This is a genomic window from Arthrobacter sp. TMS2-4, assembly GCF_054511075.1.
Genome location: NZ_JBTNDI010000007.1, coordinates 113920 through 140305 on the forward strand (window position 1 = coordinate 113920; position 26386 = coordinate 140305).

At 70.5% G+C, this 26386-nt stretch carries 24 protein-coding genes; 11 read left to right on the top strand and 13 right to left on the bottom strand.

What is annotated here, in order from left to right; genetic code table 11:
- The first annotated feature begins 45 nt into the window (after nt 1-45).
- Entirely contained in the window at nt 46-1848 is a 1803-nt protein-coding gene (menD, locus tag ACX80F_RS10915; RefSeq protein ID WP_459336411.1) for a 2-succinyl-5-enolpyruvyl-6-hydroxy-3-cyclohexene-1-carboxylic-acid synthase, read from the top strand.
- Here menD and ACX80F_RS10920 read toward each other — a convergent pair.
- The 4 genes from ACX80F_RS10920 to ACX80F_RS10935 all read right to left on the bottom strand — a co-directional run bounded on the left by ACX80F_RS10920 (nt 1845) and on the right by ACX80F_RS10935 (nt 5735).
- Nucleotides 1845-2612 (bottom strand): amino acid ABC transporter ATP-binding protein, encoded by a 768-nt coding sequence (locus tag ACX80F_RS10920; RefSeq protein WP_459336412.1) that lies wholly within the window; start codon nt 2610-2612, stop codon nt 1845-1847. The genes menD and ACX80F_RS10920 overlap by 4 nt on opposite strands.
- 5 nt (nt 2613-2617) lie before the next feature.
- Entirely contained in the window at nt 2618-3403 is a 786-nt protein-coding gene (locus ACX80F_RS10925; RefSeq protein ID WP_459336413.1) for an amino acid ABC transporter permease, read from the bottom strand.
- An 84-nt stretch (nt 3404-3487) separates the two neighbouring features.
- Nucleotides 3488-4276 carry a basic amino acid ABC transporter substrate-binding protein gene (locus ACX80F_RS10930; protein ID WP_459336414.1) on the bottom strand — a complete coding sequence of 263 codons (789 nt, stop codon included), beginning with the start codon at nt 4274-4276 and terminating at the stop codon, nt 3488-3490.
- A gap of 118 nt (nt 4277-4394) precedes the next feature.
- Complete coding sequence (locus ACX80F_RS10935) at nt 4395-5735, bottom strand: isochorismate synthase (protein WP_459336415.1); 1341 nt, start codon at nt 5733-5735, stop codon at nt 4395-4397.
- A gap of 102 nt (nt 5736-5837) precedes the next feature.
- Here ACX80F_RS10935 and ACX80F_RS10940 point away from each other — a divergent pair, with 102 nt between their 5' ends.
- Genes ACX80F_RS10940 through ACX80F_RS10950 form a run of 3 tightly spaced genes read left to right on the top strand, consistent with a single transcriptional unit; the run spans nt 5838 to nt 9017 of the window.
- Nucleotides 5838-6602 (top strand): demethylmenaquinone methyltransferase, encoded by a 765-nt coding sequence (locus ACX80F_RS10940; RefSeq protein ID WP_459336416.1) that lies wholly within the window; start codon nt 5838-5840, stop codon nt 6600-6602.
- Nucleotides 6603-7919, top strand: a complete 1317-nt coding sequence (locus tag ACX80F_RS10945) for a geranylgeranyl reductase family protein (protein ID WP_459336417.1) — start codon at nt 6603-6605, stop codon at nt 7917-7919.
- A 9-nt stretch (nt 7920-7928) separates the two neighbouring features.
- Nucleotides 7929-9017, top strand: coding sequence for a polyprenyl synthetase family protein (locus ACX80F_RS10950; RefSeq protein ID WP_459336418.1), 1089 nt, complete (start codon nt 7929-7931; stop codon nt 9015-9017).
- A 109-nt stretch (nt 9018-9126) separates the two neighbouring features.
- Here ACX80F_RS10950 and ACX80F_RS10955 read toward each other — a convergent pair whose 3' ends face one another.
- From ACX80F_RS10955 to ACX80F_RS10965, 3 genes are read right to left on the bottom strand one after another with little or no spacing between them, the layout of a single operon-like run.
- Complete coding sequence (locus ACX80F_RS10955; protein WP_459336419.1) at nt 9127-9600, bottom strand: HIT family protein; 474 nt, start codon at nt 9598-9600, stop codon at nt 9127-9129.
- On the bottom strand, nt 9600-10025 hold the full coding sequence (locus ACX80F_RS10960; protein WP_459336420.1) for a hypothetical protein: 426 nt from the start codon (nt 10023-10025) through the stop codon (nt 9600-9602). The genes ACX80F_RS10955 and ACX80F_RS10960 overlap by 1 nt, the downstream gene beginning before the upstream one ends.
- A 59-nt stretch (nt 10026-10084) precedes the next feature.
- On the bottom strand, nt 10085-10705 hold the full coding sequence (locus tag ACX80F_RS10965) for a trimeric intracellular cation channel family protein (protein WP_459336421.1): 621 nt from the start codon (nt 10703-10705) through the stop codon (nt 10085-10087).
- Between the two features lie 116 nt (nt 10706-10821).
- On the opposite strand from ACX80F_RS10965, the gene ACX80F_RS10970 reads away from it, so the two are divergent.
- Nucleotides 10822-11790 carry an alpha/beta hydrolase gene (locus ACX80F_RS10970; RefSeq protein WP_459336422.1) on the top strand — a complete coding sequence of 323 codons (969 nt, stop codon included), beginning with the start codon at nt 10822-10824 and terminating at the stop codon, nt 11788-11790.
- A gap of 42 nt (nt 11791-11832) precedes the next feature.
- On the opposite strand, the gene ACX80F_RS10975 is transcribed toward ACX80F_RS10970, so the two are convergent.
- The 3 genes from ACX80F_RS10975 to ACX80F_RS10985 all read right to left on the bottom strand — a co-directional run bounded on the left by ACX80F_RS10975 (nt 11833) and on the right by ACX80F_RS10985 (nt 13829).
- Nucleotides 11833-12294 (bottom strand): ATP-binding protein, encoded by a 462-nt coding sequence (locus ACX80F_RS10975; RefSeq protein ID WP_459336423.1) that lies wholly within the window; start codon nt 12292-12294, stop codon nt 11833-11835.
- On the bottom strand, nt 12287-12619 hold the full coding sequence (locus tag ACX80F_RS10980; protein ID WP_459336424.1) for an STAS domain-containing protein: 333 nt from the start codon (nt 12617-12619) through the stop codon (nt 12287-12289). The genes ACX80F_RS10975 and ACX80F_RS10980 overlap by 8 nt, the downstream gene beginning before the upstream one ends.
- A gap of 109 nt (nt 12620-12728) precedes the next feature.
- A complete protein-coding gene (locus ACX80F_RS10985; protein ID WP_459336425.1) occupies nt 12729-13829 on the bottom strand; it encodes a PP2C family protein-serine/threonine phosphatase in 1101 nt (366 codons plus the stop codon).
- Between the two features lie 220 nt (nt 13830-14049).
- Between ACX80F_RS10985 and ACX80F_RS10990 the strand changes: the two genes are divergently transcribed.
- Nucleotides 14050-15735: a sensor histidine kinase gene (locus ACX80F_RS10990; protein WP_459336426.1), complete on the top strand. Its 1686-nt coding sequence runs from the start codon at nt 14050-14052 to the stop codon at nt 15733-15735.
- Nucleotides 15736-15782: 47 nt separating this feature from the next.
- Here ACX80F_RS10990 and ACX80F_RS10995 read toward each other — a convergent pair whose 3' ends face one another.
- Nucleotides 15783-17036, bottom strand: coding sequence for an ATP-binding protein (locus ACX80F_RS10995; RefSeq protein WP_459336427.1), 1254 nt, complete (start codon nt 17034-17036; stop codon nt 15783-15785).
- Nucleotides 17037-17134: 98 nt separating this feature from the next.
- Entirely contained in the window at nt 17135-18592 is a 1458-nt protein-coding gene (locus ACX80F_RS11000; protein ID WP_459336428.1) for a PucR family transcriptional regulator, read from the bottom strand.
- A gap of 168 nt (nt 18593-18760) precedes the next feature.
- On the opposite strand from ACX80F_RS11000, the gene ACX80F_RS11005 reads away from it, so the two are divergent.
- Together ACX80F_RS11005 and gabT are read left to right on the top strand one after the other, a co-directional pair.
- The gene (locus ACX80F_RS11005; RefSeq protein ID WP_459336429.1) at nt 18761-20191 is read left to right on the top strand and encodes a gamma-aminobutyraldehyde dehydrogenase; all 1431 of its coding nucleotides are present in this window, start codon (nt 18761-18763) and stop codon (nt 20189-20191) included.
- A 28-nt stretch (nt 20192-20219) separates the two neighbouring features.
- Nucleotides 20220-21605, top strand: a complete 1386-nt coding sequence (gene gabT, locus ACX80F_RS11010) for a 4-aminobutyrate--2-oxoglutarate transaminase (protein WP_459336430.1) — start codon at nt 20220-20222, stop codon at nt 21603-21605.
- 123 nt (nt 21606-21728) lie between these two features.
- Here gabT and ACX80F_RS11015 read toward each other — a convergent pair whose 3' ends face one another.
- Nucleotides 21729-22400, bottom strand: coding sequence for a TetR/AcrR family transcriptional regulator (locus tag ACX80F_RS11015; RefSeq protein ID WP_459336431.1), 672 nt, complete (start codon nt 22398-22400; stop codon nt 21729-21731).
- Nucleotides 22401-22484: 84 nt separating this feature from the next.
- Between ACX80F_RS11015 and ACX80F_RS11020 the strand changes: the two genes are divergently transcribed.
- The 3 genes from ACX80F_RS11020 to ACX80F_RS11030 are packed head-to-tail and all read left to right on the top strand — an operon-like array spanning nt 22485 to nt 26358.
- Nucleotides 22485-23948, top strand: a complete 1464-nt coding sequence (locus tag ACX80F_RS11020) for a flavin monoamine oxidase family protein (protein ID WP_459336432.1) — start codon at nt 22485-22487, stop codon at nt 23946-23948.
- A 2-nt stretch (nt 23949-23950) separates the two neighbouring features.
- A complete protein-coding gene (locus ACX80F_RS11025) occupies nt 23951-24841 on the top strand; it encodes a universal stress protein (RefSeq protein ID WP_459336433.1) in 891 nt (296 codons plus the stop codon).
- Nucleotides 24838-26358, top strand: a complete 1521-nt coding sequence (locus ACX80F_RS11030) for an APC family permease (RefSeq protein WP_459336434.1) — start codon at nt 24838-24840, stop codon at nt 26356-26358. Before ACX80F_RS11025 ends, ACX80F_RS11030 begins: the two co-directional genes overlap by 4 nt.
- Nucleotides 26359-26386: the final 28 nt, after the last annotated feature.

A 26386-nucleotide genomic window follows, 5' to 3' on the forward strand; every position in this document is an offset into this window, starting at 1 on the left:
CCTCCGGGTGGGGTCGCGTCAGCGTCGGGGTGGAAGGATGGAACGGTGACACACGTGGGCGACACAGAGACCGGACCAGCAGCGACACCCCTCGACTCCGCGACCTCGGCCGCGCGCGCCGTCCGGGCCCTCGTAGCCGGCGGCGTGCGGGACGTCGTCGTCGCGCCCGGGTCCCGCAGCGCCCCCCTCGCCTACGCGCTGTCCGAGGCGGAGGACGCCGGCCTCGTCCGGCTGCACGTGCGGATCGACGAGCGGTCCGGCGCCTTCACCGCCCTGGGGCTCGCGCTCGGCGCCCAGCGCCCGGCGGTGGTGGTGACGACGTCGGGCACGGCTGTGGGAGAGCTGCTGCCCGCGGTCATGGAGGCGAACCACGCCGCGGTACCGCTGGTGGTCGTCTCCGCCGATCGGCCTGCCGAGCTGCGCGGCACCGGGGCCAACCAGACCACGGTGCAGCCGGGCCTGTTCGGCGTGCACGTGCGCGCGGGCGTGGATCTCGGTGCGGGGGAGGATCCGACCGGCCCGATCGGGGACGCCCTGCGTGCGGCGCGAGGCCACCCCGCGCACGGCGTGGCCTCGCGACCTGCCGGTCCCGTGCACCTGAATCTCGCCTTCCGCGACCCGCTGGTACCCGACGGCACACGGCCGGACGCCGCCGATGCGCCGGTGCACGGGGGAAGGACGACGGCGATATCGGCGGACCCGGCGATCCGACCCCCGGAGGCGCCGGACCCCACTGCCGGCGAGGCGGTCCGAGCCGGGGGCGTGTCGGCCGCCGCGGGGCACCGCAGCGCCGGCACATCGGACCTGGGCTCGACCAGCCGGGCCGTCGTCGTCGCCGGTCACGGCGCGGGGGAGCTCGCCGCCGTGTTCGCCGCGCACCTGGACCTCCCCCTCTTCGCGGAGCCGTCCTCGAACGCACGATTCGGCAGCAGCGCCATCGCCCCGTACCGGCTGCTCCTGGAGCACCTCGGCTCCGCCATCACCCGGGTGGTGACCTTCGGGCGCCCCACGCTGTCCCGCCCGGTCACCGCACTGCTGGCCCGGCACGACGTCGAGCACGCGCTGTACCTGCCCGAGCCCGTCGCGTGGTTCGAGCCGGGCCGGCGCCCCGAACGCATCATCGACACCCTGCCGGAGCTGCTCGCGTTCGCGGGGCACGGCGCGGAGGGGTGGCTTCGGTCCTGGCGGGAGGGGGGTGCAGCGGCGGAGGCGGGCATCCAGTCCCTGCTGGCCGACGAGCCGCACCTCACCGGCCTGCACGTGGCCGACGCCGTCTGGGAGCATACGGACGGCAACCTGGTGCTCGGCTCGTCCAACCCGATCAGGGACGTGGATCTGGTGGCCGCGACGGACTGGCATCCGCTGGAGGTCTTCGCCAACCGCGGGCTCGCGGGGATCGACGGCACCATCTCGATGGCGACGGGCGTGGCTCTCGCGGCGGGCATCCCCACCCGCGCGCTCCTGGGGGACCTCACGTTCCTGCACGACGTCGGCGGCCTGCTGCTGGGCAGCGGCGAACCGCAGCCGGACCTGCAGATCGTGGTCCTCAACGACGGCGGGGGCGGGATCTTCGGTCTGCTCGAGCACGGGGCGGAGAGCACGACGGCGCGCTACGGGCCCGCTGTCGAACGACTGTTCGGGACGCCCCACACAGTGAACGTCGCCGCGCTCGCCGCCGCCTACGGGCTGCGCCACGACCGGGCGACGACCTTGGACGAGCTGGATACGGCGATGGAGCGGCCCATCAGGGGCCGCTCCATCCTCGAGGTCCGCGCCGAGCGCTCGACGCTCCGGGACCTCCACGCGCGCGTCCGCCGGGCGGTGGCGTCCGCGGTGGCTCCGGGCTAGAGCACCTTCGAGAGGAAGAGCTTCGTCCGCTCGTGCTGCGGGTTGCCGAGCACGTCCTCGGGCTTGCCCTGCTCCACGACGACGCCGCCGTCCATGAAGACCACGCGGTCGCCGACCTCGCGGGCGAAGCCCATCTCGTGCGTGACCACCATCATCGTCATGCCCTCCTTGGCCAGCTGCTTCATGACCTCGAGGACGTCACCGACGAGCTCGGGGTCGAGGGCGCTGGTGGGCTCGTCGAACAGCATCATGTCCGGGTCCATCGACAGGGCGCGGGCGATGGCCACGCGCTGCTGCTGGCCGCCGGAGAGCTGTGCGGGGAAGGCGTCGGCCTTCTCCGCAAGACCGACCTTGGCGAGGTTCCGGTGGGCCACTTCGACCGCTTCGGCCTTCTTGCGCTTCTTGGCCCGCTGCTGCGCGAGCGTCAGGTTCTTCAGGACGCTCAGGTGCGGGAAGAGGTTGAACTGCTGGAAGACCATGCCGATGCGCGTGCGCACGCCGTCGAGGTCCGTCTCGCTGTCCGTGATGTCAACGCCCTCCACCATGATCGTGCCGCTGGTGGGTTCCTCGAGCCGGTTGACGCAGCGCAGCAGGGTGGACTTGCCGGAGCCGGAGGGCCCGATCACGCACACCACCTCGCCGTGGTCCACGTGGAAGTCGATGCCCTTGAGCACTTCGTTGGCGCCGAAGTTCTTGCAGAGCTCGCGGACCTCGATGGCGGGTGAAGCCGTCGGACGCGCAGCAGCCGATGCTGGGTGTGCCACCGGGATCACCGGCCTCTCTTGTTGTGTCGTTCGAGCCTCGCCACGAGCTGGGTCAGCGGCAGCGTGATCACCAGGTACAGCAATGCGGCGACCACGAGTGGTGTCGCATTGGCCTGGCTGGTCAGGGCATCCCGGGAGAACGTGGTCAGTTCGCGGTCACCGATCGCCATGCCCGCGATGAACAGCAGGGAGGTGTCCTTGATGAGGATGACCAGTTCGTTCGTCAGCGGGGGCGTGATGATGCGGAAGGCCTGGGGGAGGGTCACCGTGATCATGGTCCACGCCCCGTTCATGCCGAGGGAGCGCGCTGCCTCGACCTGGCCCTTGGGCACGGCCTCGATGCCGGCCCGGATGGTCTCCGCGATATAGGCGGACGAGACGATGATCAGGGCGATCAGACCCGCGCCGGCATTTCCACCGGGCGCCTGCCATTGGAACGCGATCGGGATGGCGTAGGCGAACCCGAAAATGACCAGCAGCGCGGGGAGTCCGCGGAACAGTTCTATCCAGGCGGTCGCGAACCAGCGGTACGGCAGCACGGGGGAGAGCTTCATGAGCGCCAGCAGGAGGCCGAGCAGCAGGCCTCCGACGAAGGCGATGGCCGTGTAGACGACCGTGTTCTTCGCCGCGACCGTGACGATCTCGGGGAACACTCCCATGGCGACGTCGAGGTTGAAGAAGTACGCACGGATCGTCGCCCAGTCGGCGGCAAGGAGCACGAGGACGACGACGGCGACGAAGACCGCGTAGAGGACGCCTTGGGTGAGGCGTCTGCGGGTTGAACGTTTCACGCGGGGATCTACCTTCCTTCGGGAGGTGGCACCCGCGCGGCCCCGGAGTCGACGGACATCCGGGGCCGCACGGGCAGGGCTGGACTACTCCGCGAAGTAGGAGTCGTAGATTTCCTGGTACGTGCCGTTGTCCCGCAGCGTGCTGAGCTGTTCGTTGACGGCGGCGACGAGTTCCTCGCTGCCGGTCTTCGCCATGATGAAGCCGTACTGCTCGTCGGTCGGCAGTTCCTCGGCGATCGTGAACGCGCCCTCCTCGGTGTGGCCGATGTTCACGGGGAGATCCTGCAGGAGCGCGTCGACGTTCCCGGCCTGGATGGCGGCGAACATCTCGGCGTCCGACGGGAACTGGACCAGTTCGGCCTCGGGCGCGTTCTCCGCGGCGTAGGTCGCGCCGGTGGTGCCCTGCTGGACGCCGACCTGCTTGCCGGCGAGATCGTCGATCGAGGCGATGTCCGAGTCGGTCGGCACCAGGATGGACTGCAGCGAGTCGTAGTACGGGTCCGAGAACGTCAGGTTCGCCTTGCGTTCCTCGGTGATCGTCACGGCGCTGGCGCCGATGTCGCACTGGCGGGCACCGAGCACGGCGCCGCTCTGGAGGCCGTCGAAGCCGACGTCCTGCACGGAGAGCTCGAGGCCCATCCCGGACGAGATCTCCTTCATGAGATCCATGTCGAAGCCGGTGTACTCGCCGTTCTCCTCGTATTCGAAGGGCGGGTAGGGGATGTCGGAGCACACGGTGAGCGTGCCCTCGGAGACGAGGTTCAGGCCGCTCGCCTCCTCGGAGGCGGCGTCGTCGGAGCCTCCGCCGCACGCGCTCAACGCGAGCGCGCCGGCGGCCATTGCGGCCAGCAGTGCTGATTTCTTGGAAAGCATGGGTACCTCACTTGGCGGGTGGAACAGGGACGGTCCTGCTGATTCTAACGTCAGGGAGAGGTGCATCACAGGCGACAGGAATTGCCTACCGGTCACCCCGACAGGTCGGAGGAGTCGGTTACCGGGACAGGCCCAGGGCCTCGAGCATCGGCCGGAACTTGCTCCAGGTCTCCGCGAGCTCCGCCTCGGGCTGCGAACCCTCGACGATCCCGCACCCGGCATAGAGCCGCACACGAGTGGGCGTCTCGACGACGCCACCGCGGAGGGCGATGCCCCACTCGCCGTTGCCCCCGGCGTCGATCCAGCCGACCGGCCCGGCGTAGGGCCCGCGCTGCAGGTGCTCGAGCTCGCGGATGAGCGCTCCGGCGACCGTCGTCGGGGTGCCACAGACCGCGGCGGTGGGGTGGAGCGCCTGGACGAGGGCCAGCGACGTCGGCACCCGGCCGTCGCCGTCCGCCGCGAGCTGCGCCGTGACGTCGGATGCGAGGTGCCACACGTTCGGCAGCTGCAGCACGAAGGGCTCACTGTGGGAGGTCATGGAACTCGTGAACGGCTGGAGGGTCTCGGTGAGCGAGTCGATGGCGATCTGGTGCTCGTGGAGCTGCTTCTCGGACCCTGCGAGGACGCGGTCCGCGTAGTCGGGGTCGCCGGTCGGGGCATTGGCCCGGTCGAGGGTCCCGGCGAGCACGCGGGCGCGGGCCGTGTTGTTCTCCACCTTGATGAGCATCTCCGGCGTCGACCCGATCAGGCCGTCCACGGCGTACGTCCAGCAGTCCTCGTACCGCACCGCGAGTTCGCGCAGCACCTGCGCCGTCGCCACGGGCGTCCCGAGGTGCGCGACGACGTCCCGCGCCAGGACGAGCTTGCTCAGCTCGCCGGCCTGCACGTGCTTCACGCCCTCGGCGACCGCGCGCTGGTACTGGTCCTCGCTGAGGACACCCGGGCCGAGGCGGTCGCCCGGGCTGGGGGAGCGACCGGCGTCGGGCTCCACGAGGAAGGCCGCGAGGGCCGCCTCGGCCGCCTCCGCGCTCAGCTCGGCCTCGGCGTCGTCGGTGATGAGGGTCAGCCAGGTCTGCCCGTCGCTGCAGCCCACGACGACCTCGGGGACGATCAGGCGTGACTCGTGCGCGGAGGTCTTGGAGAACGCGAACGAGCCGAAGGCGATGAGGCCGCTGCCGGGGACGCCGAGGTCGTCCAGCACGTCCGCGGCGGCGAGTTCGCGGCGCCACCATTCCTGGGCCTGCGTGAAGCGGTCGGGGCCGGTGACGGTGAACCGGGCGGTCTCGCCGTAGGCCACGAGCCCGGACCCACGGCGGATCCACGTGTGGGCGTCGTTGCGGACCACGTAGTCGAGGAGCCCGGTCTGCGGGTCCATGTCCGCCCGTGCCACGGTGATGCTGCGGAGCCCGCGGGACTGCCCGGGCGCAGGGGGCAGCGCAGTGAGGGACGGAGTGCTCATGATGCCTCAAGCGTACTCCGCAGCGTCCGGCCGACGCCGTGCGCTCCCGTGAGGTTGGGCACGTCGGTCGGTCGACCGGTGTTTCTTTGAGACAATGGGCGAGTGAATCGCGCATCGCTGGAGAAGCGGCCTGACGAAGTAGCAGCCATGTTCGACGACGTGGCGCCCAAATACGACGTCGTCAACGACGTCCTGTCGATGGGGCAGACCCGCCGGTGGCGGCGCATCGTGGTCGATGCCGTCGGCGCGGAGCCGGGACAGCGCGTGCTGGACCTCGCGGCAGGCACCGGCACCTCCAGCGAGCCGTACGCGGACGCGGGCGTCGACGTCGTCGCCTGCGATTTCTCGCTCGGCATGCTCAAGGTGGGCAAGCGACGCCGGCCGGACATCGCCTTCGTGGCAGGGGACGCCACCGACCTCCCCTTCGCGGACAACTCCTTCGACGCGAGCACCATCTCCTTCGGCCTGCGCAACGTCGACGAGCCGAAGAAGGCGCTCGCCGAGATGCTGCGCGTCACGCGGCCCGGCGGACGCCTCGTCATCGCGGAGTTCTCCCAGCCCACCGTCGCGCTCTGGCGCACCACCTACACCGAGTACCTCATGCGCGCGCTGCCCGCGATCGCCCGCAAGGTCAGCTCCAATCCCGACGCCTACGTGTACCTCGCGGAGTCCATCAGGGCCTGGCCGAACCAGGACCAGCTCGCCGCCTGGATCGGCGACAGCGGCTGGGGCGGCGTCCAGTACCGGAACCTCAATGGCGGCATCGTCGCCGTCCACCGCGCCACGAAGGCGCCCGCGGCACCCGGCGAGGAGCCCCTCCTGCCGGGCCAGGTACGGCTGCGCCGACGGACGACGGCGGTCGACTAGATGTCGGTCCTCATCGTCGGGGCGGGCCCCGCCGGCTCCACCGCCGCCTACTACCTCGCGAGCGCCGGGATCGAGGTGACGGTCCTCGAGAAGACGTTCTTTCCCCGGGAGAAGGTCTGCGGTGACGGCCTGACGCCCCGCGCCACGCGGGAACTGCAGTTGCTCGGCCTGCCGCACGACGAGAGCGAGGGCTGGCGCCGCAACCGCGGCCTCCGCCTGATCGCCGGCAAGCGCACCGTCGAGGTGCCCTGGCCCGAGCTCAGCGACTTCCCCGACTACGGCCTGGTCCGCACGCGCCTCGGCTTCGACGAGGCCCTCGCCCGGCACGCCCGCGCCGCCGGCGCCACGATCCTCGAGGGCCACTCCGTGTCCTCGGCCGTCCGCGACGACGCCGGACGCGTCACCGGCGTCACCGTGAACCTGCTCGACGCCGAGGGCCGCAAGACGGGCGAGACCCGCACCTTCACGGCCGACGTCGTCCTCGCCGCCGACGGCAACTCGACCCGGACCGCCGTCAGCCTCGGGATGCAGAAGCGCGACGACCGCCCGCTCGGTGTCGCCGTCCGTACCTACTTCACCAGCCCCCGCACCGACGACGACTGGATGGAAGGCTGGCTGGAACTTCCGGACGCCACCGGGAAGCCCCTGCCCGGGTACGGCTGGGTGTTCGGCGTCGGCGACGGGACCTCCAACGTGGGCCTCGGCATCCTGAACTCCTCCGCCGAGTTCGGCAAGCTGGACTACAAGCAGGTGCTGCGGGACTGGACTGCGGGCATGCCGCCCGAGTGGGGTTTCACGCCGTCGAACATGGTCGGCGAGATCCGCGGTGCGGCGCTGCCCATGGGCTTCAACCGGACGCCGCACTACAGCCCGGGGCTTCTGCTCCTCGGTGACGCCGGCGGCATGGTGTCGCCGTTCAACGGCGAGGGCATCTCCTACGCGATGGAGTCCGCCCGCTACGCCGCCGAGTTCATCGAACGGGCGCAGGGCGTGGCGTCCCCCCTCGGCCGCGACCAGGTGATGTCGGGCTACGCCCCCTACGTCCGTGCACAGTGGGGCAGCCACTTCACGCTCGGCCGCGTCTTCGCGCAGCTGATCGGCAAGCCCGCCATCCTCTCCCTGGCCCTGCGCACCGGCATGCCCGTGCCGATCCTCATGCGGTTCGTGGTGCGCATGCTCGCCAACCTCACGGATACCGGGGGCCGCGGGTTCGAGGACCGCGTCATCCACGTGCTCGAGTCACTGGTTCCGCCTACCTCCAACCAGCCGTCCCTCGCCGGTCACCTGCGTGCGCAAAGCGCCGCCCCACTTCGTTAGTCTTAGACCGTGACACAATCCTTCGACTCCGGGTGGACCAGCGCGGGCCTGAACAGCGCGCTGGACACAGCAGACACCCCCGGCGACGCCCTGCGCCTGCCTCCCGGGTTCGCCCTCATCGCCGAGGACCCGGAACTCGGACCCTCCGTCTCCTCCTGCCTCGCCGAGGTGGAGAAGCAGCTCCGCAACGCCATCGCCAACTCGGACCCGCTCGCCGACGCGACGAGCCGCCACCTCGTCGAGGCCGGCGGCAAGCGCATCCGGCCGCTGCTGACCATCCTCGCCTCGCACCTCGGCAACCCGACGCGGGCCAAGGTGGTCCAGGCCGCCGTCGTCGTCGAACTGACGCACCTCGCCACGCTCTACCACGACGACGTCATGGACTCCGCGCCCTACCGCCGTGGCGCCCCGACCGCGCACGAGGTGTGGGGTAACTCGGTGGCCATCCTCACCGGGGACCTGATCTTCGCGCGCGCGTCGATCCTCGTCTCCGAGCTCGGCGGCGAGGCCCTCGGCATCCAGGCCCGCACCTTCGAACGACTCTGCCTCGGCCAGCTCCACGAGACCGTGGGGCCGCGCGACGGCCAGGACGCCCTCGAGCACTACCTCTCGGTCATCGCCGACAAGACCGGCTCCCTCGTGGCGGCCTCCGGGCAGCTCGGCGCCCTCTTCGCGGACACCCCGCGGGAGGTCATCGACGTCATGGTCGCCTATGGCGAGAAGGTCGGTGTCGCGTTCCAGCTGGCGGACGACGTCATCGACGTGACCGGCCTCAAAGTGAAGTCGGGCAAGGCCCCCGGCACCGACCTCCGCGAGGGTGTCCCCACCCTGCCGGTCATCCTGCTGCGCCGTGCGGCTGCTGCGGGCGACCGCTCGGCTGCCGACGTCGTCGCGCTCGTCGACGGTGACCTGTCCTCCGACGAGGCCCTCGCCGCCGCCGTCACGGCCGTGCGCGAGCACCCGCAGACGCAGGAGGCGTGGGCCGTGGCGCAGCAGTGGGCCGACGAGGCCGTAGCGGCGCTCGCGCCGCTGCCGGACAGCGTCGTCAAGCAGGCGCTGGCGAGCTTCGCGCAGGCCGTGGTCAGCCGGGACGTCTAGTCCCCGTCGTTCCGGGCTTCGCCGACTCGTCGTCGTGCTCCGGGGGTTCCGGCCGTCGTCGCTCCCGGCGTGTCCACACGCGACACGCACGTGATGTCCACCGGCGGGGCTAGCGGGGGAGGAACGCCCTCAGCTCGTCCGCTTTCCGTGCCCTGATCTCCGGGTCCACGATCGGCCGCTTCGGCGTGAAGTAGAAGCCGTCGTCGTGCCAGCGGGGCAGGACGTGCTGGTGGTAGTGCCACACGTGCTGGCTGCCGGCGGGCTCGTTGTGCTGCCGGGTGGAGATGCCGTCGGGCTTCCAGGCGAGCTTGATGGCGATCGCGACGTCGCGTGTCAGGGTCATGATGCGGGCCGCGGCGTCGTCCGGCAGTTCGTACAGCAGTTCGACGTGCGCCCGCGGGGTGACCAGGACGTGGCCGGGGTTCGGGTCGAAGCCGTGCGAGGCGATGAAGGCGAGGGCGAGGTCGTCGGCGTAGATGACATCACCCGGGCGGCACAGGTTCCTGGCATTGCCGAAGTCCGACCGCGCGAGGTCGCAGAACGGGCACCGGTACCCTTCCGGCGCGTGGTGGGCGAACTGCATCAGTCCTGGTCGTCCTCCTCGAAGACCCACTCGAACAGATCGAGCACGTATTCGCTGAAGGTACCCTCCTCGCTCTGCCATTCGCCGCGGACGTTGTTGCGCCGCCAGACGATCGGATCGGGGACGTCCAGCTGGTCCGCCCGCATGCCCCAGGTGTACTGCTCGTCCTCGTCCTCGAGGAACAGGAGGAAGCCGTCCTCGATCTCGAGCTCGTCGGGGTCCCAGAAGAAGTGGAACGCCTCCATGATGTCCTCGGTGGCACCCACAGCACGGTAGAAGTCGCGCAGCGCCAGGGGCAGGTCGAAGTCCTTGCCCTCGAGCATCTCGGCCAGCTCGTCGTCGGACAGGCCGTCTTCCTCGGCCCACTCGTCCTCGAAGTACTGGGGCACCAGGGCGCGGAATTTGTCGGAAAACAGCTCAGTCACAAGTACTCCAGGAGGGGGTTGGGGATACCCCATCCTAGCTGCCGCATGCGCCGCGCGGGCTACGTCCGCGCGGCGAGTGGCGCGTGCCAGCCGTAACGCCACGCGAGGACCCGCAGCGAGAACACGAGGGACGCGGCGGCGGTCCCCGTGACGATCGTGAAGGTCCCGGTCAGGTAGAGGACGGTGACGACGACGGAGCCCAGCATCGCGGGCAGCGCGTAGATGTCCCGGGGATCGAAGAGCTGCGGCACCTCGTTCGCGACGACGTCGCGCAGCAGGCCGCCGCCGACGGCCGTCGTGACGCCCAGCAGGGCTGCGGACACCGGGTGGAGGCCGGCGTCGAGCGCCTTGAGGGTGCCGGTGATGCAGAACAGGGCCAGCCCGCCGGCGTCGAAGACGACCAGGATGCGCTTGCCGCGTTCCACGCCGGAGAACACGAAGTACACCAGGACGGTGGCGAGCAGCGGAGGCACCAGGTAGACGGGATTCGTGAAGGCAGCGGGCGGGACGTTGAGGATGAGGTCCCGGGCCACGCCGCCGCCGAGGGATGCGAGGGATGCGAGCAGGAGCGACCCCACGAGGTCGAAGCCCTTGCGGGCCGCCAGCAGGGAGCCGGAGACGGCGAAGAAGAAGACGCCGAGGAGGTCGGCGCCGAGCGCGACGTGCAGAACGGTGTCCATCTGATCCTTCGGGGTTCCGGCGGGGGTGCCCTCGGGGTCCGGAGGATCCACGGACGCCGGGAGGGCCTATCCAGCATGACAGACGGGGCGGTGCACCCGGGCACTAGGCTGGCCCCATGACGGGCACAGACGCGAGCAGCACGGAGACGATCACGCCGAGTGCGAAGGACGGCTCGCGAGCGATGCGCGTGGCAGCCCGGCTGATCGGCCTCCTGCCGACGAAGAGGAACATGAGCACCACCGATTGGGGCAACGCGAAGTACCCGGGCCGCACCTACCCGGCGACCGCCGCCATCCCGTGGACGCTGAAGCGGACGCACACCATCCAGGAGCAGCGGATCGACGGCCTGAGGACCATCACGATCCGCCCGCTGCAGGGTTCCACCCGCTCGCACATCATCTACACGCACGGCGGGACCTACCTCAACGAGCTCGCCCGACCGCACTGGTGGATCATCGCCGAGCTGACGAAGCGCACCGGCGCCGCCGTCACGGTGCCCCTGTACCGGCTGGCACCGGAGAACAGCTACCGGGACGCTTTCCCGTACCTGGTGTCCGTGTACCGCGACGTCCTCAGGACAGCCGCGGCCGACGACGTCACGCTGATGGGGGACTCTGCAGGCGGCGGGCTCGCCGTCGCACAGACGTGGGCGTTCAGGGAGGCCGGACTCCCCGGGCCGGGACGCGTCGTCGCCTTCTCGCCCTGGCTCGACGTCACTGCCACCAACCCCGAGATCCCCGCCTTCGAGGCCGTCGATCCGATGCTCTCCGTGGCGGGCGGGGTGCAGGCGGGGCTGTGGTGGGCGGACGGCGATGACCCCCGGACGCCGCTGGTCAGCCCGGCCTGCGCACCGGAGGACCTGCTGGCGGTCCTGCCGCGCACCCGCATCTACCAGGGGACGCGCGACGTCTGCATGGCGGACGCCACGGTGTTCCGGGACCGTGCGGTCGCCGCGGGGGCCGCCGTGGAGCTGAAGGTGTATCCGGGCGGCTTCCATGTGTTCCCGGCGTTCCCCCGCCTTCCGGAGTCCCGCGAGGTCTACGCGGACCTCACCGCATTCCTGGGCAGGCCGGCCCTCCCGTGACGGACATGCGAGGGACGCCACGCGGGCCGGCCCCGCGCGAGGTCAGGCCCGGCCGGAGTCCCGGGACAGGACCCAGACGTTGGTGTCGCCCTCGCGCTCGACCGTGACGGTGGTGACGAGGGCGCGGATCATGGAGAGGCCGCGCCCGGACTCGTCGTAGTCCTCCAGCAGCGCGTCGTCGTCCGGACCGGAAGGGCCGGTGGGCCCCTCGAGATCCGGGACGGGGTCCAGCGGCGCGGCGCCTATCTCGCTGATGACGGCGCGCAGGCGCTCGACGGCGACCGTGAGCTCGACGCCGAGGAGCAGCGTGGCGCCGTCCGCGGGGACGCCGTGCTGCACGACGTTGCTCGCGGACTCGATCACCGCCGTCGTGAAGGCCATCTGGTCGGGTGCCGGGACGAAGGCGGCGTCCAGCCACAGCTGCTCCAGGAGGACGTGCAGGTTCTCGATGGCCTGCTCCGCGGCGGGCTCCTCGAGGGTGCGCCGCGCCAGGATGTCAGTCATTGCCGAAGGCTTCGTCCGCCGTCGCGTGGGGCGTGAGCACGCGGTGCATGCTGGTGAGTTCGAGCACCATGGTGACCTGCGGCTGGACGGCGGCGATCCGCAGGTCACCGCCGGACTGCCGGGCCAGCTTCAGGCAGCCGATGAGGGCGCCGAGGCCGGACGAGTCCATGAAGCTGGTGTCCGCGAGGTTCACGACGATCCGCGTGCCGCCCCCGTTCACCACCTCGTCGACGACCTTGCGCAGCTTCGGTGCCGCGACCATGTTGAGGCGCCCGCTCGCCGCGACCTCGGTGTAGCGCCCCTTGTCCTGGACCGTGAATTCCATGTGCTCCTCTTCCGCTGCCATGCCGTGGATCGGTGTGTTCGAAATCGATGCGCGCCGGTCGCGCGCTCTGCCCGCCCCTGCCCGGGACAGTGTCAGGTCGGAGGCGGTGTCAGTCGCGCGAGTGGCGCAGGATGACGACCGTCACGTCGTCGGCGACCTCGGGGACGTCGGCCAGTTCCAGCAGCACTGCGCAGGCTTCCTCGGCGCTCGTGGCCGCCGAGACCACGCCGGCCACCGCCTCGGTGAACAGGTCGACCGTCTCGAAGATGTCGAGCAGCCCGTCGCTCACGATGGCGAGCGCGTCTCCCCGCTCCAGACGCAGGGTGGCGGCGGGCCAGGTCTGGTCGGGCCACGCGCCGACGGGTGGGCCCGCGGACGGCAGGCGCATCACCGTCCCGTCCGCTGCGACGTGCAGGGCGAGGCCGTGTCCGGCGTCGACATAACCGACGACGCCGCTGGCCGCGTCGAGGCGGCCGTGGAACAGCGTGACGAAGGAACCGGCGTGGTCGAGGTCCGCCTCCGTCGCCCGCGCCGCCGTCGCGAACGCGGTCTCGAGGCTCGGCTGGGACGCGACGGAGCGCATGATCGCGCGTACGGTCGCCGCGACCAGCGCTGCACCCATGCCCTTGCCCATGGCGTCGGCGACGGTGAAGTGCAGGCCGTCCGGCGTCGGGTACCAGTCGTAGAAGTCGCCGCCGACACTCCTCGACGGCCTGAAGCGCCCGGCCAGTTCGAAGTCGGCGAGCGTGAGCCGGTCGCGGGGGAGCAGGCTCTGCTGCACCTCCGCGGCGCGCTGGCGCTCGTCGGCGTTCGCGACGTCGACGGCGGCCTGGCGGCTCTGGCGGCGGAACAGCGAATTGATGCGCGCCACCAGTTCCCGCGGGCTGAAGGGCTTGCTGATGTAGTCGTCCGCGCCCGTCTCGAGGCCCGTGAGGCGTTCGATCTCGTCGGTGCGTGCCGTGATCATGAGGATGTAGGCGTCCGAGAAGGTGCGGACCTCGCGGCAGATCTCCACGCCGTCGCCGTCGGGGAGGTTGAGGTCCAGGGTGATGAGGTCGGCGCCCGCGCGCGCCTTCGCGAGGCCCTCGCGCGCGGTCGCGGCCTCGGCGACCTCGAAGCCCTCGCGCTGCAGGATCTGGACGAGGAGACCCCGGATATCGACGTCGTCCTCGACAACGAGGGCACGGCGGATCTCCGGGGCAGCAGTCATGATCCTCATTAAACGCTATGGCGCACGGACTTCCGGGCGCGCCGCGATGCTTCGCCCGAATGGCCGGCTTGTTGTGGCGAACTTGATGTGATCTTGAGGGGTCTCTCGACTTTCACCACCCGGAATCGCGGGACTACCGCGTTAGTGTGTGGCTGGCGAGGAGCATCGCCCCGCCATTCCGGCGGACGAATCCGATGACCACCAGGGGGACGGCCGGACGATGGACAGAGTGCTCTCCTACCTGACACTCAACAGGAAGCAGTTCCACGAACTGTCCCTGCGTGCGCGCGTGATCCTCAGCCAGCTGCCGCTGTCCCTGACCGTCCTGCTGATCGTCGCCGGCGGCCTGGTCTTCCACCGGGACCTCTTCTCCAGCCCGTCGTTCATGATCGGACTCTGGCTGCAGGCCGTCCTGCTGGCGCTGTGCGTACTCGTCCCGTGGGACCGGCTTCCGTACGCGAGCTTCCTGGTCATCCCGCTGCTCGACTTCATCCCGATCGGGTTCATGCGCTACGGGGCGGGTACCGTCATCACGGGTGTCGGCCTCCTCACCGTGTTCCCCGTCATCTGGTTGGCGGCCTCCGGCCTGTACCCGCGGGCAGTCCTCGCCGCAGGGTTCCTCGCCTCGCTCGGTATCGTCTGGGTGCCGGTCTTCGTCACGGACACAGCGGTCACCTCGCAGTCGCTGACGCAGTCCTTCCTCCTGCCGTTCATCATGCTCGCCATCGGCGTGACCATCCACGTGATGACAGCGAGCATGATGGCGCAGCAGTCCGTCGTCGAGGAGAAGGACCGCGCCCTGCGGGTGCTGTTCGAGGAGAGCGCACGTCGCGAACGGTTGCTGGACACCGTGGTCAACAGTGTGGACATCGGCGTGACCGCCGTCGACGAGGAGGGTCGGACGGTCCTCTCGAACCGCAAGCTCGAGCAGTTCCGGGTGCTCGCCGGCGGGGCACACGATACGGACGAGGCCGCCCTGCGCATCTTCCAGCAGGACGGCGAGACGGACGTGCCGGCCGCCCGACGTCCTACGCGGCGTGCGGCGGACGGTCAGGTGTTCTCCGACTATCTCCTGTGGTGGGGCGAGCGGCCCCACCAGCGGGTCCTCTCGACGTCGTCGCGGCTGATGAGCAATCAGGCGGGCGACCGCGAAGGCTCCGTCGTCACGTTCAACGACGTCACGGAACTCGTCACCGCGCTGAATGCGAAGGACGAGTTCGTGGCGACCGTCTCGCACGAGTTGCGGACCCCGCTGACGGCGATCCGGGGATACCTCGAACTGCTCCTGGGGACGCCGGACCTCGACCCCGACGTCGCCTCGGGCCTCGAGGTGGTGTCCAGGAACTCCGAACGGCTGCACAAGCTCGTGGTGGACCTGCTGTCTGCCGCGGAGGGCTCTCCCGAGATCACCCCCGTGCCCACGGATTTCTCCGGCCTCGTGGGGCGCCGCGTCGCCTCGGCCGAGCGGGGCAACACGAATCCGCTGGTGCGGTTCGAGGACCTCACCGACCCTGGGCTCGTCGCGCTGTGCGACGCCTCCCGGATCGGTGACGTCCTGGACAACCTGCTCTCGAACGCCGTCAAGTACTCACCGGGCGGCGGGCGCGTGAGCATCCGCGCCAGGGAGGTCGACGGCGACGTGGAATGTTCCGTGACCGACCAGGGCAGCGGCATGACGGCGGAGGAGCAGCGGGGTGTCTTCTCCAAGTTCTTCCGCACCTCGGGGGCCCGCAACGCGGCGATTCCCGGGGTGGGCCTCGGCCTCGCCATCTCCAAGGCGATCGTGGAACGCCACGGCGGCACCATCACCTGCCGGAGCGTCGCAGGCGAAGGCTCGACCTTCGCGTTCCGCCTCCCGCTCGCCCACGCGGACCAGGTCCAGGAACTGCAGCCCCAGGACCGCTAGCGGCGCGCCGGCGAGCCGCCGGCCGCGGTGGCGGAACCAGGGGTGTGTCAGGCGGGGCCGAGATCCACGGTGGCCGTGGTGCCGCCGCCGGGCGTCTCGGACAGGCTGATCGACCCTCCGTGCGCCGCCGCGATCCGCGCGCAGGTCGCCAGGCCGATCCCGCTCCCGGCCGGATCGCCGTCCCGGTTCAGCCGCACGAGGGGTTCCAGGACCCGCTGCCGGTCCGCCGGGGCGATGCCCTTGCCGTGGTCGATGACGCGCAGCAGCTGCGTCTCCCCGACGCTCGCGATCACCTCGATGCGAGGGGGAGAGCCGGGCGTCGAGTACTTGATCCCGTTCGCCACCAGGTTCTGCAGCAGCGCGGTGACCTGCGCCTGGTCGACGTTCAACTCGGCGTCCTGCACCGTCACCATGGCGTCGCACGCGCTGCTGAGCGGCAGGACGTCCTGCAGCACGGCGTTCATCATGGTGTTCAGGCGTACCGTCCTGCGGCAGATCGTCCCGCCGATGCGGGAGAACTGGAGGACCTCCTCCACGGTGGACAGCATGCGGCTGGCGCTGCCCCGGATGATGCTGAAGTAGCGTGCCGCCGGCCCGGTCGGCGCGACGTCGTCGTCCTGCTCGCTGAGTTCCGCGTAGCCGAGGATCGCCGTCAGCGGGTTCCGCAGGTCGTGGCTCACGCGCGCGGCGAACCCCGCCAGGTCCTCGTTGCTGCGCCGCACCACCTCGAGGGCCTCGACGAGCTGACGCGTCGTGAACTGCAGTTCGAGGACCTCCACGATCTGCCGTGCCAGGATCTCGAGTCCTTCCCGCTGTTCGTCGTCGATCGTCCGGATCACGGGCGAGAACACGCAGAGACTGCCGAGGGCCGCACCGCGTTCGGTGACGAGCGGGACGGACGCGTAGGAGCGCACGCGGGCGATGCCGCCGTTGACGAAGGGGTTGTCGGCGAACCGCGGGTCGAGGGAGGCGTCCGCCAGGGCGGTGGTGTCCCCGCTCGTGAAGACCTTGGAACACATGGAGTCCTCGCGTGAGCACACGCTGGCGTCCACCCCGACGGCCGCGATCTGATGCTGCTGGTCCGCCGTGATGATATTGATGGCGCCGGCGTCCATGCCGCTCACCCGCACGGCGAGCTTCACGAGGTTGAGCAATTCCGGCGGCGTCGCGTAGCCGGGGTCCCCCGCCGGTGAGGCGTCCGCCTCGCCGTAGGGAAGCCGGTAGTCCTGCAGGACCGCCTGGCGGGCGAGCTCCTCGAGATCGGACTCGTTGGTGGAAAGCCCGGAAGAAAGCAGAGACACGAAGACCCCCGAAGGACAGTGAGACCGGTACAGGTGGGTCAACTATCCCACGCCGGCGGGACAGTGCCGGGACGGTGCCGGTACCGGGGCGGGTCGCGTCAGCCTAGGGCCCGGACACGGAGCGCCAGGTACAGGTGTACGCGGTCCGCGGTGACCGCGGGATCGTAGCCCGTGAGCGTTACGACCTGCTGGAGCCGGTACCTGATCGTGTTGCGGTGCAGGTCCAGGTCCGCGGCGACCGCGGCCACCGAGCCGTCGAGGTCGAGGTAGCGCTGCAGCGTGGCCAGCAGCCCCGCACCGTGGGCCCCGTCGAACGCCTCGAGCGGCCGGAGCGTCTCCGCCGCGAGGTCGGCGAGCGGGACGTCCGCGCTGGCCATCAGCAGGGACGTCAGGCTCAGGCGGTCGGCGACATTGAGGGGTTGCCCCCGCTGGAGCGCCTCCCGGGCCTCGAAGTAGCTCCACCGCAGTCCGTTCGGCTGGGCGTAGGTGCCGCCGACGCCGATGCGCGCCGTCAGACCGGCGCCGTGCAGGTACCGGCTCAGCTCGACGGGATCGGGCGTGGGGCCGGCGGGGAGGACGAGCACGAGTCGCTCGTCGACGAGCCCCGCGACGCCGCCGTTCCAGCCGTCGGGCAGCGGGAGGGTCCGCAGCGCGCGCCGCTGGCCGGAGGCGACGTCCACGATCAGCACGCTGTGCCGCTGCGTCGTGTCGAGGCCGGACCCGGCGAGCCGGGCCGCCGCCTCCGCGCCGGCGAGCGTGCCGCGCACCACGTCCTCGAGCAGCTGGCCCGACGCCGCGCGCGCCCCGGTCCGGTTCCTGGCCTGGTTGGTCAGCTCGACAGAGATCAGGCTCTGCGCGTAGTCGACGACGGCGGTCCGGTCGTAGGGCTCGGCGAGGGCGAGAGTGCAGCGGTCCTTGAGACCGGTGGCGACCGGCAGCCGGTGCCACGTCGTCGGGTCCGGCGCCCCGGTCGGCCGGGCGGCGACGCCCGCGGCGTCGGCTCCTGCGCGCGGACGGGAGGTGCGCGCGATGCACGCACCGTACTGGAACAGCGCGACGTCGGTGCCGAGCATCCGGGCGAGCTCGTCGAGGAGTGCGGTGAGGCCCCCCGGGCCCAGCAGCGCCGCGGCCAGGACGGCGTGGCCCTCGAGGAGGTCCTCGAGCCCCGCGTAGTGGTCGGCGGAGAGGGCATCGGCCACCCGCTTGCCGATGGCGATGAAGGGGACCTCGTACGGGACCCGGAACGCGGGGAGGCCGACGGCGTCCGCCTCCCCGAGCACGGCCGCCGGGATCCTCCGATGCGTGAGCCCGACGCCGAACCCGATGGCCAGGGCCCCGGCCTCGTGCACCCGCCGGACGAAGGCCCGTTGCGCAGCGCCCGTCTTCAGCCGGACGCCCGTCGTGAGCACCACTTCGGCCCCGTTGAGGAACGGCCGCGGGTCCTCGAGCTCGGTCACCGCGACCCACTGGATGGGCTGGACCGGCGGCTCCGGGGACCCCTCGACGACCAGGCCCAGGGCGGGATCGGACAGCAGATCGGCGAGGGTGATGGCCATGGATCCAGCTTAGGGCGGCGCTGTGCCTTTGCACGCACGCAAGGGGCGGACGCTGTGCAGATAGCTCTGGCACGCCGGACGGTGCCCCGGTACCGTCATGTCGATACCCCGTGGCCGGATGTACCCCGTCCGCGCCGCGGACCCCATCCTCGTGAAAGGCACTGCAGCGTGGCCGAGACCCTTCAGAATTACATCGACGGAGCGTTCGTGACGCCCGCCGGGACCGAGCTCCTGGACATCGTCAACCCCACCAACGGCGAGGTGGTGGCGCAGTCGCCCATCTCCACAGCGGCGGACGTCGACGACGCCATGCGCGCCGCAGCGCGTGCCTTCACCACCTGGAAGCGGACCACACCGAGCCAGCGCCAGCTGATGCTCCTGAAGCTCGCGGACGCCGTCGAGGCCGCCAGTGACGAACTCGTCGAGGCGCAGCACCGCAACACAGGCCAGGTGCGCGCGATGATCGCCGCCGAGGAAGTGGCCGTCGGTGCCGACCAATTGCGGTTCTTCGCCGGCGCGGCGCGGCTCATGGAGGGCAAGTCCGCGGGCGAGTACATGGAGGGTCACACCTCCTACGTGCGCCGCGAACCCATCGGCGTCGTCGCCCAGGTGGCGCCGTGGAACTACCCGTTGCTCATGGCCATCTGGAAGATCGGCCCCGCCCTCGCCGCAGGCAACACAGTGGTCCTGAAGCCGAGCGACACAACCCCGGAATCGACCCTCGTCCTCGCGCGCCTCACGCAGGGCATCCTTCCCGACGGCGTCCTGAACGTCGTGCTGGGCACGGGCGAGACCGGTGCCGCCATGACGGAGCACCCCGTCCCCGGACTGGTGTCGATCACGGGATCCGTGCGCGCCGGCATCGCGGTCGCCACGAGCGCTGCGAAGGGCCTCAAGCGGGCCCACCTGGAACTCGGCGGCAAGGCTCCCGCCGTCGTGTTCGCCGACGCCGACCTCACGAAGAGCGCCCAGGCCATCGCCGAGTTCGCGTTCTTCAACGCCGGCCAGGACTGCACGGCCATCACCCGCGTCCTCGTGCAGGAGCAGGCGCACGACGAGTTCGTCGCGGCGATGGTCGAGCACACGGCCACCCTGAAGACCGGCAGCGCGGAGGACTCGGAGAACTACTTCGGGCCCCTGAACAACATCAACCACTTCAACGCGGTCAACGCCGTCATCGACGCGCTGCCGTCCCACTGCAGCATCGCGACGGGCGGCCGGCGGGCCGGGGACAAGGGCTACTTCTTCGAGCCGACGATCGTCACCGGCGCCCGCCAGGACGATTCCGTGGTGCAGCAGGAGACGTTCGGCCCCGTGGTGACGGTGCAGACGTTCGCGACCGAGGAAGAGGCCGTCGAGCTCGCCAACGGCGTGGACTACGCGCTGGCCTCGAGCGTCTGGACCTCGAACCACGGCACCGCGATGCGGGTCTCCCGCGACCTCGACTTCGGTGCGGTCTGGATCAACACGCACATCATGCTGACCGCCGAGATGCCGCACGGCGGCTTCAAGCACTCCGGCTACGGCAAGGACCTCTCCATGTACGGCGTGGAGGATTACACCCGCATCAAGCACGTGATGAGCGTGCTGGACGCCTGAGCGTCCCCGTCTGGATAGGAACCCCCTTATGACCACCTTCGCCACCACACCCGGTGCTGTCGCACCGACCTTCCGGCTCGAGCAGAAGCGCAGCATTACCGGCGACTTCCCCGGCCCGAAGTCCACCGAGCTGGCCGCACGCCGGTCCGCCGTCGTCGCCAAGGGCGTCGCCTCGGGCGTGCCCGTGTACGCGGCGGACGCCGACGGCGCGATCATCCGGGACGTCGACGGCAACTCCTTCATCGACCTCGGCTCCGGCATCGCCGTGACGAGCGTCGGCGCCTCCGACCCAGCGGTCGTCGCCGCGGTGAGGGAGCAGGTGGAGCATTTCACGCACACGTGCTTCATGGTCACGCCCTACGAGGGCTACATCGCCGTCGCGGAGCAGCTCGCCGAGCTGACGCCGGGCGACTTCGAGAAGCGGACGGTCCTCTTCAACTCCGGCGCCGAAGCGGTGGAGAACGCGGTCAAGGTGGCCCGGCTTGCCACCGGCCGGGACGCCGTCGTCGCCTTCGACCACGCCTACCACGGCCGCACCAACCTGACCATGGCCCTGACCGCCAAGTCCATGCCGTACAAGGCGAACTTCGGTCCCTTCGCGCCCGAGATCTACCGCGTCCCGATGAGCTACCCGTTCCGCGAGGAGAACCCGGCCATCACGGGTCCCGAGGCGGCGCAGCGTGCCATCACGATGATCGAGAAGCAGATCGGCGCCGGGTCGGTCGCCGCGATCATCATCGAACCCGTCCAGGGTGAGGGCGGCTTCATCGTGCCCGCCGACGGTTTCCTCCCCGCGCTCGCGGAGTGGGCCACGGCGAACGGCGTCGTGTTCATCGCCGACGAGGTGCAGTCCGGCTTCTGCCGCACCGGCGAGTGGTTCGCCGTGAACCACGAGGGTGTCGTGCCGGACCTCATCACCATGGCCAAGGGGATCGCCGGTGGCATGCCGCTCTCGGCCATCACGGGACGCGCGGACCTGCTCGACGCCGTGCACGCCGGCGGGCTCGGCGGCACCTACGGCGGCAACCCGGTGGCCTGCGCGGCGGCGCTGGCGGCGATCGGCACCATGAAGGACCAGGACCTCGCCGGCCGCGCCCGCAGCATCGAGGCCCGGGTCTCGGAGCGTGTCGCCGCGCTGCAGGCCGACCTCGGCGACCGCAGCATCATCGGTGAGCTCCGCGGACGCGGCGCCATGCTCGCCATCGAGTTCGTCGAGCCGGGCGGCAAGACCCCCAACGCCGAGGCCACGAAGGCGATCGCTGCCCAGTGCCTGCGCGAGGGCGTCATCATCCTCACCTGCGGCACCTACGGCAACGTGGTCCGTCTGCTGCCGCCGCTCGTGATCACCGACGAGCTGCTCGAGGACGGACTGGACGTCCTCGAGGCCGCGATCCGCGCGGTCAGCGCCGGCTGACCCCGGACCGGTGACGAAGGCCCTGCAGCAGTGCTGCGGGGCCTTCGTGCGTTCGGGGGACGCCGACCCGCAGCGCGCAGGGAGCCCTGCCCGTCACGGGGGTCGTGCTGCGGGACGCGGAGCTCAGGAGGAGTGGGTGGCCAGCTGCTGGCGGAGGCCGGCGATCATGCCGTCGAGCCCGGCCCGGAAGGCGGCATCCGCCGCCCGCTCCGCCCCTGCCGCCTTCGAGGCGCTGCGCACCGCCGAGGTGAACACGGGGAAGTCGTCCGCGAGCGTGCCGGAGTCGAAGATGTCGCCCGGAGCGGCGACGTCGAGCGCGGAGCCGTAGATGAAGGATTCGAGGGCGACGATCGCCGGTACGATCCGCGCCTCCGGCCAGCCCGCCGCAGCGAAACCGCGAGCCACCTCCTCGTACATACGCAGCGTCTCCGCAGCATCGGTCACGGGCAGGACGGCGATCACCGGGATCAGCGGGGCGTGCCGCGCGAAGACCTCGCGGTAGGACCAGGCCCACTGCCGTACCGCCTCGTCCCAGGGCTGCACGGCGAACGCGCTGAAGTCGACCATGGTCATGACATGGTCCTGGACCCAGCGGAGCACCTCCTGCTTCGAGGCGGCGTGGTTGTAGAGGGCGGAGGGAGCCACATGGAGCCTTCGGGCGAGGGCGGACATCGTCAGGCCCTCGTAGCCCTCCGCGGCGATCAGGTCGAGTGTCGCCGCCGTGATCCGATCCCGGGACAGGATGCTGCGGGGAGGACGTCCGGCGCGCCGGGGGGTCGGTAGTGCTGAGGTCATCGATCCTGCTCCCTGTTGCGATGGCGTTAACCCTACTTCCGGGCCTTCCCTCCGCGGGGCCCTGTGGCTATAGTAGGCGCAATAATGAATATCATTCATTTTGTGTCCTGCGTCATGCAGCACGAGGAGGAGCACGTGAACACCATCGAACGCGACGTCGTCATCATCGGAGCAGGGCCTTCGGGCCTCACCGCCGCCCGCGAGCTGAAGAAGGCCGGGCACTCGGTCGCCGTGCTCGAGGCGCGCGACCGTGTGGGCGGGCGCACCCACACGGACGTCATCGACGGCGCCGTCTTCGAGGTCGGGGGGCAGTGGGTGTCGCCGGACCAGACCGCCCTCATCGGTCTCCTCGGTGAACTCGGCCTGACGACGTTCTCCCGCTACCGGGAGGGCGACTCCGTGTACATCGGCCCGGACGGCGAACCGATCCGCTACAGCGGCGAGATGTTCCCCGTCAGCGACTACACGCGGGAGGAGATGGAACGCCTCATCGTGATCCTCGACCGGCTCGTGGACGAGGCCGGGCCGGAAGCACCCTGGAACCACCCGGACGCCAGGGCCCTCGACACCATCTCCTTCCACCACTGGCTCCGGCAGCAGTCCGACGACGAGGAGGCCTGCGACAACATCGGCCTGTTCATCGCCGGCGGCATGCTGACCAAGCCGGCGCACTCGTTCTCCACCCTGCAGGCCATCCTCATGGCGGCGACCGCCGGCTCCTTCTCGAACCTGGTGGACGAGGATTTCATCCTCGACAAGCGCGTCGTCGGCGGCATGCAGTCCGTGTCGGAGCGCATGGCGGCCGAGCTGGGGGAGGACGTCATCCTCTCGAGCCCCGTGCGCACGCTCCGCTGGAGCGGCATGGACGGCCCCGACACCGCCGAGGGCGTCACCGTGGTCTCGGACACGACGACGGTGCGGGCGCGGTACGCCGTCGTCGCCGTCCCGCCGAACCTCTACTCGCGCATCAGCTACGACCCGCCGCTGCCGCGACGCCAGCACCAGATGCACCAGCACCAGTCCCTCGGCCTGGTGATCAAGGTCCACGCCGTCTACACCACGCCGTTCTGGCGCGAGGAGGGACTCTCGGGGACCGGCTTCAGCGCCGGGTCGATCGTGCAGGAGGTCTACGACAACACGAACTTCGAGGACCCCCGCGGCACCCTGGTGGGCTTCGTCTCCGACGAGAAGGCCGACGCCATGTTCGAGCTGGCTCCGCACGAACGCCGCGAGCGCATTCTCTCCGCGATCGCGAACTTCCTCGGCCCGAAGGCCCTGGAGCCGGAGGTGTACTACGAATCGGACTGGGCGTCGGAGGAGTGGACACGCGGCGCCTACGCCTCGAGCTACGACCTCGGCGGGCTGCACCGGTACGGCCGCGACCAGCGCACACCCGTGGGCCCCATCCACTGGTCCTGCTCCGACATCGCGGCCGAGGGCTACCAGCACGTCGACGGCGCCATCCGGATGGGCCGGCACACCGCGGCCGAGATCCACCGCGCGCTGTCCGCCGGCGTGGAGGCCGCCCCGACCGGTCGGGGGGCGTGATCATGCGGTATGTCGTCGGGTACACCGCCGATGGGCGCGGGCACGACGCCGTCTGCCTCGCCGTCGCCCTCGCGCGTCGCCAGGACGCGTCCCTCGACCTCGTCCTCGTCACCCCCGCGCATTCCCCCTACGCGGGAACCTACCTCCCGGGCAGGGGGTTCGAGAGCCTCCTGACCGTCCAGTTGCGGGAGTGGATGGACCAGGGCCTGGCGCTCGTGCCGGAGGACGTCTCCGCTCGCGGCGTGGTGGTCCGTGCCGAATCCAACGCAGAGGGCCTCATCCGGGCGGCCGAGGACACCGAGGCGTCCCTGATCGTCATCGGTGCGAGCTCCCGCGGGCTCACCAACCTGTTCAACGTCGGCAACGTGGCCCGGAGCCTCCTCCACGCCTCGCCGGTCCCGGTGGCGCTGGCCCCCAGGTCCTACCGCCGCACCGATCCGATCACCCGCCTGACCTGCGCGGTCGGCAACCGGGCGGGAGCGGACGACGTGGTCTCCGTCGCCGTGTCCTCGGCGCAACGTCGCGGCCTCCCGCTGCGCCTGGTGTCCCTCGTCACGCTAGACGCGGGGCACGAGGATCCGGAGGGCGTCGAGGACGAGGCGAACCGCCGACTCGCGGACGCCGCGTCCGCCCTCGCCGCCGGCGGGAGGGTGAGCGTCGAGACGGCCCACGGCGCCTCCATCGAGGAGGCCATCGAGGCCCTGGCCTGGGACGAGGGCGAGGTGCTGCTGGTCGGCTCCAGCCGCCTCGCGCAGCACATGCGCATCTTCCTCGGCTCCACGGCGAACAAGATCCTGCGTACGCTGACGATCCCCATGATCGTCGTCCCGCGTACGTACGCAACGCCCGGTTCCACCGGCCCGGGCGCCGTTACCACAGAGGCGGACGCATGAGTATCGATGAGACAACACAGAGAGGGACGGGGCTCAGCAAGAAGGGCCTCGACGCCGGAACCGTCGGCCTGCTGGGCGCCGTCGTCATCGGGGTGTCCTGCGTGGCCCCCGCGTACACGCTGACCGCGGCCCTCGGGCCCACGGTCGCCGAGGTCGGGGTGCAGTTGCCGGCCATCTTCCTGGTCGGCTTCATCCCCATGCTGCTCGTCGCCTTCGGCTACCGGGAACTCAACAGCGCCATGCCGGATTCCGGCACCACCTTCACGTGGGCCACGCGCGCCTTCGGTCCCTGGGTCGGCTGGATGGGCGGGTGGGGGCTCATCGCCGCCACCGTGATCGTCCTGTCCAACCTGGCCGCGGTCGCCGTCGACTTCTTCTACCTGATGCTCGCGCAGGTGTTCCGCAACCCGGGCCTCGCGGACCTCACGCTCAACCTGCCGGTCAACATCGCGACGACGCTCGTCTTCATCGCGCTCGCCTGCTACGTCTCCTACCGCGGCATGGAGACCACCAAAGCGGTCCAGTACGTCCTGGTCACCTTCCAGCTCGCGGTGCTCGCCTGGTTCGCGATCGCCGCGTTCCTGCATGTGGCCAACGGCACGGCCTTCGACGCCACCGCCATCAGCGCGGAATGGTTCAACCCGTTCGCCGTCGGCTCCTTCTCCGCCTTCGCGGCCGGTGTCTCGCTGTCCATCTTCATCTACTGGGGCTGGGACGTGACACTGACCATGAACGAGGAGACCAGGAACCCGGAGAAGACCCCGGGCCGCGCAGGCGCCCTGACGGTGGTCGTCATCGTGGTCATCTACCTCACCGTCGCCCTCGCGACCCTCTCCTTCGCCGGCGTGGGCGAGGGGGACCTCGGAGCCGGCAACCCGGACAACCAGGAGAGCATCTTCGCGGCGCTCGCCGGTCCGGTGATGGGCCCGTTCGCCATCCTCATGTCGATCGCCGTCCTCAGCTCCTCGGCGGCATCCCTCCAGTCCACGTTCGTCTCCCCGGCCCGCACCCTGCTTGCCATGGGCCACTACAAGGCCCTGCCGAAGGGGTATGGCCGCATCAGCCCTCAGTACAAGTCGCCGAGCTACGCGACGATCGCCGCGGCGGTCGCGGCCGCCGGCTTCTACGTCTTCACGCGGCTCGTGTCCGAGAACGCCCTCTGGGACACCATCACGGCGCTGGGCATGATGATCTGCTTCTACTACGGCATCACTGCACTCGCCTGCGTCTGGTACTTCCGCGCCCAGGCCTTCAGCAGCGCCAGGAACGCCCTGTTCCGGTTCCTCGCGCCGCTGCTCGGCGGAGTCATCCTGCTGGTCATGTTCTTCAAGACCGCCACCGACTCGATGGACCCGGCCTACGGCTCCGGTTCCGAGCTGTTCGGTATCGGCATGGTGTTCATCCTCGGCGTCGGCGTGATCCTGCTCGGCGCCGTGCTCATGCTCATCTGGTGGCGCATCAACCCGGCGTTCTTCCGCCAGGAGGTGATCATCCAGGGCTCGGCCCCGAGGCAGTAGCGGGACGGACGGCGGTGCCGCTGCGCTA